This window comes from Kribbella sp. (assembly GCF_035687465.1).
Classification (GTDB): Bacteria; Actinomycetota; Actinomycetes; order Propionibacteriales; family Kribbellaceae; genus Kribbella.
The window spans coordinates 1-11,181 of sequence record NZ_DASRXP010000488.1 but is presented as its reverse complement, the minus strand read 5'-3'; the positions used below and the strand labels follow the sequence as shown (position 1 = coordinate 11,181).

Genomic DNA, 11,181 nt, shown 5'->3' with positions numbered 1-11,181 from the left:
TGGCGAGCGCCAACGTGTTGCCCGCGTCGAGGGCCGCGAGCGTCGGGCTCAAGCCGACGGAACCGGTGATGCCGTTCAGAACCACGTCACACGGCATCGCCGCGAGTTCGCTGGACGCGTCCGGTCCGGTGATGATCTTGGGGATCCGGAACTCGCCCTGGGCATAGCCCTTCCGCTGGGCCTCCGCGTAGAAGGCCAACTGCAGGTCCTGGGCGACCGTGGCCTTGGCGACCCCGACCACCTCGACCTCGAACTCGAGCGCCTGCTGGGCCAGCAGCCCGACGTTGTCGCCTCCGGCCGAGATTGCGGAGACCCTGAACCGGTCGCGGTTCCGGCCGATCAGCTCCAGGGCCTGGGTGCCGATGGAGCCGGTCGAGCCGAGGATGACGACGGTTCGCGGATTCACGCGGCCCATTGTCCCAGGTGACCACCGTCGGCGGCGATCCGCCGTACGGGTGATTGTTTCGGGGTACGACGCGGCGCGGCGTACTGGGCGACCGGGTGCGGCGCTACCTTTGGCCCATGAGTCTGGAGCAGCCGCCGCCCGAGCGTAGGGCCTCTGACAACGACCGCGAGCGGGCAGCCTCGGTGGTGCAGGAAGCGCATGGCGACGGCCGGCTGGACTTCGACGAGCTGGACGAGCGGCTGACGCGGATCTACTCGGCGAAGACGCAGCTCGAACTGCGCACGGCGACCGCCGACCTGCTCCCGGTCGCGCACGGCAGCGACTCCGCCGAACTGACCATCCGGGCGAAGCACAGCGGGCAGAAGCGCGAGGGGACGTGGCAGGTGCCGGAGCGAGTGACAGCGGTCGCCGAGCACGCGGGCGTGCGGCTGGACTTCACCGACGCGGTGGTGCGCTGGCCCGAGATCCACGTTCACGCCCATGCCAAGCACAGCGCCGTCGTGATGATCGTGCCGGAGGGCTGGGCGATCACCATGGATGAGGTCGAGGTGGTGCACAGCGCGGCCAAGAACAAGGCCGGTACGCCGAGAGCGGGTGGGGTGCGGCTCCGGGTCACCGGGAAGGCCGAGCACGCGTCGATCGTGGTCCGGCATCCACGCAAGCGGCACTGGTGGTGGCCCTGGTACCGCAAGTAGGTGTGGTCTACCTCAGGTCAGGTGTGCGGTTTACCTCAGGGACGGTTCCGGCCGCTTGCGGATAGCGTGAGCCCCATGACCGTTTCGCTGGATCTCGTGGATGTGGACTCGCTGCTCACCGATGAGGAAATCGCCATCAGGGCGGCAGCCCGCCGGTTTGCGGACGAGCGCTTGCGGCCGCAGTTGCCGGAGTGGTTCGAGTCGGCGAGCATCCCGGCGCGCGACCTGGCGAAGGAGCTCGGTGCGCTCGGGCTGCTGGGGATGCATCTGACTGGCTACGGCTGCGCGGGCCTTGGTCCGGTGGCGTATGGCCTGGCTTGCCTGGAGATCGAGGCCGCTGACTCGGGGATGCGCTCGCTGGTGTCGGTGCAGGGGTCGCTGGCGATGTATGCGCTGTGGAAGTACGGCAGCGAGGAGCAGAAGACCGAGTGGCTCCCTGCGATGGCCGCGGGTGAGGCGATCGGCTGCTTCGGGCTGACCGAGCCCGACTTCGGGTCGAACCCGGGCGGCATGCGGACGAACGCCCGGCGCGATGGCGACGACTGGATCCTGAACGGCTCGAAGATGTGGATCACCAACGGGTCGGTGGCCGATATAGCGATCGTCTGGGCCCGGACCGACGACGGCGTGCGCGGCTTCGCCGTACCGACGGATACCCCTGGGTTCTCGGCGCCGGAGATCACCCGGAAGATGTCGTTGCGCGCGTCGGTGACGTCCGAGCTGATCTTCGACGACGTCCGGTTGCCGGGTTCGGCGATGTTGCCTGAGGCAAGGGGCTTGTCCGGACCGCTGGGCTGTCTGAACGAGGCACGCTTCGGCATCATCTTCGGCGCGATGGGCGCCGCTCGCGACTGTCTCGAGACGGCCCTGGACTACGCGGCCGAGCGACAGGTGTTCGACAAGCCGCTGTCGGCCTACCAGCTCACCCAGGCGAAGTTCGCCGACATGGCGGTCGAGCTGAACAAGGGCATCCTGCTGGCGGTTCACCTCGGGCGGCTGAAGGAGAAGGGGGCCCTTCGCCCCGAACAGGTCAGCGTCGGCAAGCTGAACAACGTCCGCGAGGCGATCGCGATCGCCCGCGAGTGCCGCACGATCCTCGCTGCCAACGGCATCAGCGGCGAATACCCGATCATGCGCCACGCCAACAACCTCGAGTCCGTCCTCACCTACGAAGGCACCTCCGAGGTCCACCAACTAGTCATCGGGCAAGCCCTCACCGGCCAAGCCGCCTTCCGCTAGTGCTGTCGGAGCCGCGAGTCGAACGCACCGCGCTCCTAAGGGCGGTCGACCGGCAGTACGGCCTCGCTGCGGATTCCATTGAGTTCCTGCCCGTCGGCTGGACCGCAGCGGCCTATGTACTACGGGTCGGTGGCGAGCGGTACTTCCTCAAGCTCTGGCCGGGCGGACATGGCGCTGACGCCGCAGTCGGCCGCCTGCCCTTCGTGCAACGTCTGGGTTCGTCCGGATTCCGCGCGAGAGTGGCAGTGCCCTTGCCGACCAAGACCGGCCAGCTGTCCGCGAGGTTGCCTGCCGGGGTCATGGTCCTGACTCCGTTCCTGCCTGGTACGACGCTGCCTGGGTGGCCGGACTGGCCCTCCGCGGTGCTCACGGAGTTGGGGCGCACGCTGGTTGAGCTTCATGCGTTCGAGGCCGGGCCAGTACTGCCGTTTCGCGAGCGGTTCTCCGTCGAGATCGCCGACGAGTTGAGGCTTCACCTCGCCGACAAGGTGGTCCGTCCGTTCCGGGGCGAGCTTCTGGATCAGCTGGACCGGCTGACCGACCTGCAGAAGTCGGCGCGGAAGGCTGTGGCGGGCCGGCCGGGTGGTGGGCTCGTCGCCTGTCATACGGATCTGACCGGCGACAACGTGCTGGTCGCGCCGGACGGGCGACTCAGCGTGCTCGACTGGGACGAGGCCCGGCTGGCACCAGCCGAGCAGGACCTTGCTCTGCTCCTCCACGGCGAGCAGCCGGTCAGCGTCACACCGCTGCGCGAGGTCCTCAAGGTCTATCCGCGCGACCTCCACCCGGATCTCATCGGCTTCTTCCGCCTCCGCCGCGCCGTGGAGGACTTCACCGCCCGCGTACTGCGGCTCCACAACGACACGCTGTCGCCAGACGAAACGGCCGATGCCCTCGACGGTCTCGATCGCTGGGGAGCCTTCCAGTGGAGGCATCTCGACGAAACCCTCGCCCAACTCCACAGCTAGGCAGGCTTGAGTCGTTTGACGAGGTAGAGGCAGGGGTCCTGGTGGGTGACGAGAATGCGCCCGTCCGCGTCCTTCTCGGTCCACCTGTCGATCACCTGCGGACCGTCCCACTCCTGGTAGCCGAGCCGCTCGTAGAGGCGGCGAGCTCCAACGTTGTCGGGCTCGACGCCCAAGCCGATCACCGAGCGTCCCCACTCCGTCGCGAGCTCCTCGGCCGCGGCGATGATCGCCGTACCGATGCCGCGGCCTTGCTCGTAGGCATGCAGGGCGTTGATCTCGGCGGGATCCGGCCCGGCTTGTATCTCGGGGTATTTACTTCGGCGGAACAGCATCGAGTGGCCGACCACCTCGCCGTCCTGATGCGCCAACAGGTAGACGCCATCGCCACGGGTCTGTCGTGCCCAGCGCTCGCGATGATGTTCGCGGGAGGCGGGCCACGCCTCGGCCGCGATGATCCGGTCGATCTCGTCCTGCTCCGCCGGTCGGATGTCGAGCATCGTCCGAACGTAACCGAGGGCTTTAAGTCTGGCTAAAGGATTTCGGCGCAGACTGAGCTGAACGGCAACAGGGCCGAAGGGGGTGGCGGGGATGACTGATCACAATCGAGAACTGCTGGAGCGGTTGTGGCCGATGGACGGGCAACTGGCGTTGTCGGCCGAGGCCGAGCATGAGATGCGGGCCGAGGACTATGTGCTGGAGATGCCGCAGTCGGGTGAGCGGATCGTCGGCCGGGACACGATGCGGGCGATGCAGCAGCAGTACCCGAACCCGCCGTCGATCGAGATCCAGCGGATCACCGGGGCCGGCGACCACTTCGTAGTACTGGGTCGTTCGGACTATGGCGGCGACATCTTCTACGTCGCGAACATCGTCGAGTTCCAGGACGGCCAGATCGCTCGCGAGACCCGCATCTACGGCTCACCGTTCGAGGCTCCCGAATGGCGAGCGAAGTACGCCGACCCGAGCTGAGCGGCAGGCGCACCTCATACGGCCATTGATTGCCGGTACGGCGCACCGAAGTACGCAGTACCGGCTCTGACTACTTGGCGACCTCGGTGGCGCGGGACTCGCGGACTACGGTGACGCGGATCTGGCCGGGGTAGGTCAGTTCCTCCTCGACCTGCTTGGCGATGTCGCGCGCCATCACCTGGGCCGCGATGTCGTCGACCGCGTCCGGCAGCACCATCACCCGGATCTCGCGACCGGCCTGCATCGCGAACACCTTCTCGACGCCGTCGTGGTGCATCGCGATCTCCTCCAGCCGCTCGAGCCGCTGGACGTAGGCCTCGAGCGACTCGCGCCGTGCCCCCGGACGCCCGCCGCTGATCGCGTCGGCAGCCTGGGTCAGGACCGCCTCGACGGTCCGCACCTCGACCTCGTTGTGGTGCGCCTCGATGCAGTGCACGACGTCGTCGTCCTCGCCGTACTTGCGAGCCAGCTCCGCACCCACGATCGCGTGACTGCCCTCGGACTCGTGCGTCAGCGCCTTGCCGATGTCGTGCAGGAACGCGCCCCGCTTGCAGCGCTTGGGATCCAGCCCCAGCTCCGCCGCCATCATCCCGGCCAGGTGGGCCGACTCGATCAGGTGCTTGAGCACGTTCTGCCCGTACGACGTGCGGTAGCGCAGCAGACCCATCGTCCGGATCAGCTCCGGGTGGAGATCCGTGATCCCGACCTCGGCCATCGCGTCCTCGGCTGCCCGCTCGCAGAGTTCGGCGACCTCACCCTTGCTGCGCTCGTAGATCTCCTCGATCCGGCTCGGGTGGATCCTTCCGTCCAGGACCAGCGAATCCAGGGTCAGCCGCGCGGTCTCCCGGCGTACGGGGTCGAAGCAGGACAGCAGCACGGCTTCCGGGGTGTCGTCGATGATCAGGTTGACGCCCGTCGTCTGCTCGAACGACCTGATGTTGCGGCCCTCACGGCCGATGATGCGGCCCTTCATGTCGTCGCTTGGCAGATGCACCACGGAGACGACCGACTCGCTGGTCTGCTCGGAGGCCAGCCGCTGCACCGCGCCGGTGATGATCTTGCGCGCCTTGGTCTCGCCCTCGTCCAGCGCCTGCCGCTCGATGTCGCGGACGATCGAGTGCGCGTGCCGCTTCGCTTCCGCCTCGATCGCGGCGACCAGTTCGGCCTTGGCCTGCTCGGTGGTGAGGTTGGCGACGCTCTCCAGGATGCGCCGGCGCTCACCCTCCAGGTCGCGGATCTCCGCACGCTGCAGATCCAGCTCGGCCAGGTGCACGGTGAGCTCGGTCTGGCGCTCCTCGATGCCACGGTGCTGCTCGTCGAGGCGCTCCTCGCGCTCGGTCAGCCGGTGCTCGCGGCGCTCCATCTCGAGGCGCTGCTCGCGCAGATCCTCACGAATCGACTGCGCCTCGGACTCCGCCTCACGCCGTACGTCGGACGCCCGCTGCTCGGCTTCCCGCCGGACCTCGGAAGAACGGTCCTCCGCCGCGCGCCGGATCTCCTCGGCCCGCTGCTCGGCGACCTCAGCGCGGACCCGGAGGACGGCAGCCTCTTCCTCGGCCTGCCGGCGGACGAGTTCCGCGGCGGACTTGGCGCCCGAGGTGATGGTCGCGGCCTCGAGCTTGGCGTTCGCCTCCGCGGCGGTCAGTGCGGCCGAAACGTCAGCCACCTTGCGGCGGGACAACGTCAGGCCGATCCAGGCGAGGAGACCCACGATCAGCAGGCCGATCAGGACGAGCCCGACTGATGCCGCCGTCGGCATGGCCGCGAGTGACATCGGCGTCTCCCCTCTTCGAGCCGGCCCGCTGGGCGCGACTTTTTTGTCGGCGTCGAAGGGATTCGCCACACCACGGTCGACAGAACGGTACGACGAACCACACCGCCAGGTCGGCGGAGCCTGATCCGTCCACTGGGACAGCACCACCAGTACGGCGATGCCACCCGCCGCGGCCAGCCTGCAGCCGCTGCGGTTAGTCCTATCCGACGGCGAGGTAGGTCGCCGTCATCCGTCTTTCAGCTCGGTCGAGCGTTGGTCTCACGTCGTCGTCCCGGCCACATCGACCGGTTGATCAACCGGCCCACCGGTGCTATATCGGCCACCGTCAGGTGGGGTGATCCCTTGCTGATTCCGAGGCTAGGCGCGGCTATCCACAGGGTCAAGACGGACACTCCCCCACGACCCACCCGCTCACTTTCAGCCCCGGCCTGAGCATCCACAGTCACGTTCCTGTCCAGGTCAGGGCTGCCGCGGTCCCGCCGGCCCCGGGAACCGGAACGGGCGTTCGACCGCGAGGGTCGAACGCCCGTTCCGAGTTAGGTATGGCTCGCCTTGGGCTGGGGTCCGGCGAGCGTGCTGTCAGGGCTGGATGCGCCCAGCCTTCGTCAGGTCAGTTGGTCGGCCGGGGACCCGGGAGGCCGCCTGAAGTGCTGTCTCCCCCGGCTTCGGCGGCGGGGTCGGCCGCTTCAGTGTCTGCCGCTTCGGCATCTGGGGCCGCTTCGGTGTCGGCAGCTGTGCCGGTTGCGGTGGCGCCGGTCTGGGCGCCCTCCGGGTCGGAACCCGCTGAACTGCTCGGCTGCTCCGCTACATCCGGAGGCGTGCCGCCGACCACACCGCCGTCTCCGTAGCCGTCTGTCGGCTCGGACTCGTCCGGCTGGGTCGCCTTCTCAGGTGCGCCATCGGCGGGAGCACTCCGGTCTGCGGCGTCAGTTTCCGCAGTATCAGTAGTTTGCTCAGTTGCAGGGGGTTGTGAACCACCGGACTGGGCATCGACGTAGTTGCCGACCTTCTCTTGAGCTGCATCGACCTTCTCGGCGTACTTACCGCCGGTCTGCTTGTCGATCAGATCGCCGGCCTTCTCGACGCCTGCTTTGATCTTGTCCGGGTTCTGCTTGACGACGTTCCGGAGCCAGTTCTTAGCCTGGTCTTGGAAATCGTTCATTGCACCCTCCGCGAGGTGTCAGGGGCGGTTCGACGAAAAATCCCAGCCTACGACCGGTCAAAAGCTCCGATCTACTTCGGATCAGACACCGTCCACCCCCACCCGTCAACGTCCCTCGCCGCCCACCCCCAACACTCCCGCAGTCCCAACTGCCCCATCCACACCCCCGATCCCCCGGAATCCCGGCAAAAAGCTGCCCTCCGCTCGGGGTCAGCGGGCCTGGAAGGTGTGGGTGGCGCGGAAGGCGGCGTACAGGTCCAGGACGGTTCTGGTGGGCGGGTGGAGCGGGCCTGGTGGGGTCGCGGGGTCCAGGAAGACGGCTTCGATGACCTCGTCGGGGGACGGGCTGAGGGTGCCGGTCCACTGACGCGCTTCGAAGCAGAGGGCGAAGCAGTGCATCCGGTCGCCATTGGGGTAGGTGATCACGTGCAGGTCAGGCTCCGACAGCGAGGCGAAAGGGACCAGATCCTCCTCGCGCACCCGCAGTCCCGATTCCTCGAACAACTCCTGCGCCGCAGTACTCCGAAAGCTGGATCCTGGCTCGGCGGCACCCGCGGGGAGCTCCCAGAGGCCGGAATCCCGTCGGCGCTGGAACAGGATCCGCTCCCGCTCGTCGACGACCACGACCTGCGCCCCCGGCATCAACAACAGCTCGGACCCAACATGCTGCCGCAACTGCCAGGTATACGAGCCGACGTAGTTCATCTACCTCATTAAACCTGCCGCCCGCAGGTGGGGAGGCCCATGGGAACCTAGTCGGCTTCGAGGCCGGAGTCGTTGAGGAGGGGGAGTTCTTCGTCGCTGGCGGCCATCTCTTGTTTGATGACCGTCATCGCGAGGGCGCCGGGGTAGCCCTTGCGCGCCAGCATGCCGAGGAGGCGTCGCATCGCGACCTGGCGTTCGAGGGAGCGCATCGAGCGCAGCTTCTTCCGGACCAGCTCCCGTGCGGTCGCTTCCTCCTGGTCTGGATCCAGCTCGTCCAGCGCATCCCGGGTGAGCTCGTCGTCGACCCCACGTCGCCGGAGCTCCTGGGCCAGGACCCGCTTGCTCAGGCCACGGGCGCGGTGCCGTGACTCGACCCAGGCGGTGGCGAAGGCCGCGTCGTCGATCAGCCCGACCTCGGTGAACCGATCGAGCACCTCGTCGGCGACCTCGTCCGGGATCTCCCGCTCGGCCAGCAGGTCGGCCAGCTCGGACCTCGTCCGGGGCCGGGCGGCCAGCTTGTCGAGCAGGATCGTCCGGGCCGCGCCGTACGGGTCGGCGGGCTGATCGAGCTGCGGATCAGCCGGGGTGGAGGGTTGCTGTCCGGACCCGAACCGGCGACGCCGGCGCGGGCCCGGACGGGTGCTCTCAGAAGTCGACATCGACCTCGGCCGGCGCTTCGGCCGGCACGTCCACCTTCGCCCCGATGCCCATCTTCTCCTTGATCTTCTTCTCCAGCTCGTTGGCCAGATCGGGGTTGTCGCGCAGGAAGTTCCGCGCGTTCTCCCGGCCCTGGCCGAGCTGGTCGCTCTCGTAGGTGAACCAGGCCCCGGCCTTACGGACGAAGCCCTGCTCCACCCCGAGGTCCAGCAGGCTGCCCTCGCGGCTGATGCCCTGGCCGTAGATGATGTCGAACTCGGCCTGCTTGAACGGCGGGGCCACCTTGTTCTTCACGACCTTGACCCGGGTCCGGTTGCCGACGAAGTCGGTGCCGTCCTTGAGCGACTCGATCCGGCGCACGTCCAGCCGCACCGAGGCGTAGAACTTCAGCGCCTTGCCACCGGTCGTCGTCTCCGGGGAGCCGAACATGACGCCGATCTTCTCGCGCAGCTGGTTGATGAAGATCACCGTCGTGTTGGTCCCGCTCACCGCGCCGGTCATCTTGCGCAGTGCCTGGCTCATCAGCCGGGCCTGCAGACCGACGTGGCTGTCGCCCATCTCGCCCTCGATCTCGGCCCGGGGCACCAGCGCCGCCACCGAGTCGATCACCACGATGTCGATCGCGCCGGAGCGGATCAGCATGTCCGCGATCTCCAGCGCCTGCTCACCGGAGTCCGGCTGCGAGACCAGCAGCGCGTCGGTGTCGACCCCGAGCTTCTGCGCGTAGTCCGGGTCCAGCGCGTGCTCCGCGTCGATGAACGCCGCGATACCACCGGCCGCCTGGGCGTTCGCGACCGCGTGCAGCGCGACCGTCGTCTTACCGGAGGACTCCGGGCCGTAGATCTCCACTACCCGACCGCGCGGTAGTCCGCCGATACCGAGCGCGATGTCGAGCGCGATCGAACCGGTCGGGATGACCTCGATCGGCGCACGGCCCTGCTCACCCAGCCGCATCACCGCACCCTTGCCACACTGCCGCTCGATCTGCGTCAGCGCGGTCGACAGAGCCTTCTCGCGATCCCCGGCCTTGCGCTCCGCGCTCGCCGCACTCGCCGCTGCACCAGCCATGTGACTGCCACCTAACCCATCTACTTATCGGGGCCACTGTCCCAGCTGCCCGGAGGATTTCTTTGTCGCCAGAGACGGTATGGGTCGCGTCGGACATTTTCCGGTCCCGCGATGAATCTGTGGACAACTCGGCCGGTCCGACGAACTTGTAGACCACAAAATAGCCCGAACACGTGTTCGAATCACAACAGACACGCCGGAACCTGTCCGATCAACCAGCGCCTGCCTACCCTGGCGGGCGTGACCGACCGTCCGGACGTCCCCGATTCCGCTGTCGTGCTCGCCCTCAGCCGGGTCGAGTTCGGCCTCGACGCCGTGCTCGACGCGCTGCGCACCCAGGACCCGTTCGGCATCCGCAGCATCCTGACCGAGTACTCCGCCCAGGAGCAACCCAACCTGGCCGAGAAGGGCCTGGTCCTGGCGATCGACCGGCTGCTGAGGATGAAGGTCCCGGGTCATGCCGAATGGCCGGGCCTGCCGCTGGCCGAGCGCTGCGACTGGTGGGTGGACCGGCTCAGCGGGTTCGCCGCGGTGATCGCGGGACTCCCCCGGCTCAGCGGTGCCGCGGCCGACGCCTTGCCGGTCAAGGACACCCTCGGAGCCTCGGTGCAGGCCATGGTGATCGGTGCGATCTGCCGCGAGTACGGCGTCGAGTCGCACGCGGACCGCACCGCGCTGATGGCCCGCGTCCTGACCGCGCGCCCCATCACGCCGGACGACGTTCTCCGGTACGACGACCCGACCACGGCCGGCAAGGACGTCGCTCAGCAGTTGGGGCTGGGCGACGAGTCCGACGAGGCCGGGCTGCGCAAGGGCGTCCGACTGGTCTGGCGGATCAGCAAGCTGCTCGGTGGTCTCGGCGACGTCTTCGAGGACCGTCCACGCGGCAGCATCGCGGCAAGGGCGCTGGGCAAGCTCCCGGCCATAGGCGTGGTCGGCGGCTTCTTCGACGAGCGCAAGGGTATCCGGAAAGCCGCGTACGCCGCGGCCGATTTCCTGACCAACGGCGCCTTCCGGGTCAAACCTGTCTGATTGCGGGTGGCCCGCCAGGGTAGAGGTTGGGATGATCGAGGGCATGAGCGCGATCGTGATCGTTCCGCCCGATCCCAGCTGGGCCGCACAGTTCGAGAAGACCGCCCAGGTCGTCCAGGGAATCCTCGGTGACACCGCCCTCCGCGTCGACCACATCGGCTCCACCTCCGTACCGGGGCTGGCCGCGAAGGACATCCTCGACATCCAGGCGACAGTGGTCAGCGAGCCGGAGCTCGACGATGCCGCCCAGCTCCTGGTGGGAGCGGACTGGGAGCTCAGGCCACCACGTCGCGACCACCCCGTGTCCGGTCTGCCCAAAGAGGAAGCGCATTGGGCCAAGCGGTTGGTCGTAGAGCCCATGTACCGGCGCCGGGTGAACCTGCACATCCGCGTAGCCGGCCGGGCCAACCAGAGGTATGCCCTGCTGTTCCGTGACTATCTACGAGCCCACCCGGACACAGCCGCGGCGTACGGGGAGTTCAAGCGGCGTGCGGCGAGGTTGCCGT

General features: G+C 68.0%; 12 protein-coding genes and 1 pseudogene. 6 read left to right on the top strand and 7 right to left on the bottom strand.

The genetic code is table 11. The features are described from left to right. Window positions 1-406, bottom strand: a pseudogene (locus tag VFG33_RS25905) (1-deoxy-D-xylulose-5-phosphate reductoisomerase); the annotation flags it as partial. Between the two features lie 116 nt (window positions 407-522). Here VFG33_RS25905 and VFG33_RS25900 point away from each other — a divergent pair. The 3 genes from VFG33_RS25900 to VFG33_RS25890 all read left to right on the top strand — a co-directional run bounded on the left by VFG33_RS25900 (window position 523) and on the right by VFG33_RS25890 (window position 3,308). Continuing rightward, window positions 523-1,101, top strand: coding sequence for a DUF1707 SHOCT-like domain-containing protein (locus VFG33_RS25900; RefSeq protein WP_325055560.1), 579 nt, complete (start codon window positions 523-525; stop codon window positions 1,099-1,101). A gap of 75 nt (window positions 1,102-1,176) precedes the next feature. Then, window positions 1,177-2,340, top strand: a complete 1,164-nt coding sequence (locus VFG33_RS25895) for an acyl-CoA dehydrogenase family protein (protein WP_325055559.1) — start codon at window positions 1,177-1,179, stop codon at window positions 2,338-2,340. Continuing rightward, the gene (locus VFG33_RS25890) at window positions 2,340-3,308 is read left to right on the top strand and encodes an aminoglycoside phosphotransferase family protein (RefSeq protein WP_325055558.1); all 969 of its coding nucleotides are present in this window, start codon (window positions 2,340-2,342) and stop codon (window positions 3,306-3,308) included. The genes VFG33_RS25895 and VFG33_RS25890 overlap by 1 nt, the downstream gene beginning before the upstream one ends. Here VFG33_RS25890 and VFG33_RS25885 read toward each other — a convergent pair. Beyond that, entirely contained in the window at window positions 3,305-3,805 is a 501-nt protein-coding gene (locus VFG33_RS25885) for a GNAT family N-acetyltransferase (RefSeq protein ID WP_325055557.1), read from the bottom strand. The genes VFG33_RS25890 and VFG33_RS25885 overlap by 4 nt on opposite strands. A gap of 91 nt (window positions 3,806-3,896) precedes the next feature. Here VFG33_RS25885 and VFG33_RS25880 point away from each other — a divergent pair, with 91 nt between their 5' ends. Next, window positions 3,897-4,277, top strand: coding sequence for a nuclear transport factor 2 family protein (locus VFG33_RS25880; RefSeq protein ID WP_325055556.1), 381 nt, complete (start codon window positions 3,897-3,899; stop codon window positions 4,275-4,277). Between the two features lie 70 nt (window positions 4,278-4,347). Here the strand turns inward: VFG33_RS25880 and rny are convergent, their stop codons facing one another. The 5 genes from rny to recA form a co-directional block, all read right to left on the bottom strand. Then, window positions 4,348-6,051, bottom strand: coding sequence for a ribonuclease Y (gene rny / locus VFG33_RS25875; protein ID WP_325055555.1), 1,704 nt, complete (start codon window positions 6,049-6,051; stop codon window positions 4,348-4,350). A 610-nt stretch (window positions 6,052-6,661) separates the two neighbouring features. After that, entirely contained in the window at window positions 6,662-7,213 is a 552-nt protein-coding gene (locus VFG33_RS25870; protein WP_325055554.1) for an antitoxin, read from the bottom strand. Between the two features lie 210 nt (window positions 7,214-7,423). Then, window positions 7,424-7,918: an NUDIX domain-containing protein gene (locus VFG33_RS25865; RefSeq protein ID WP_325055553.1), complete on the bottom strand. Its 495-nt coding sequence runs from the start codon at window positions 7,916-7,918 to the stop codon at window positions 7,424-7,426. Between the two features lie 47 nt (window positions 7,919-7,965). Continuing rightward, on the bottom strand, window positions 7,966-8,577 hold the full coding sequence (locus VFG33_RS25860; protein WP_325055552.1) for a regulatory protein RecX: 612 nt from the start codon (window positions 8,575-8,577) through the stop codon (window positions 7,966-7,968). After that, complete coding sequence (gene recA, locus VFG33_RS25855) at window positions 8,564-9,643, bottom strand: recombinase RecA (RefSeq protein ID WP_325055551.1); 1,080 nt, start codon at window positions 9,641-9,643, stop codon at window positions 8,564-8,566. The genes VFG33_RS25860 and recA overlap by 14 nt, the downstream gene beginning before the upstream one ends. Before the next feature lie 240 nt (window positions 9,644-9,883). Here recA and VFG33_RS25850 point away from each other — a divergent pair, with 240 nt between their 5' ends. Continuing rightward, the gene (locus tag VFG33_RS25850) at window positions 9,884-10,675 is read left to right on the top strand and encodes a hypothetical protein (RefSeq protein ID WP_325055550.1); all 792 of its coding nucleotides are present in this window, start codon (window positions 9,884-9,886) and stop codon (window positions 10,673-10,675) included. A 43-nt stretch (window positions 10,676-10,718) separates the two neighbouring features. Then, the coding region (locus VFG33_RS25845) for a GrpB family protein (protein WP_325055549.1) at window positions 10,719-11,181 on the top strand (463 nt) is incomplete at its 3' end.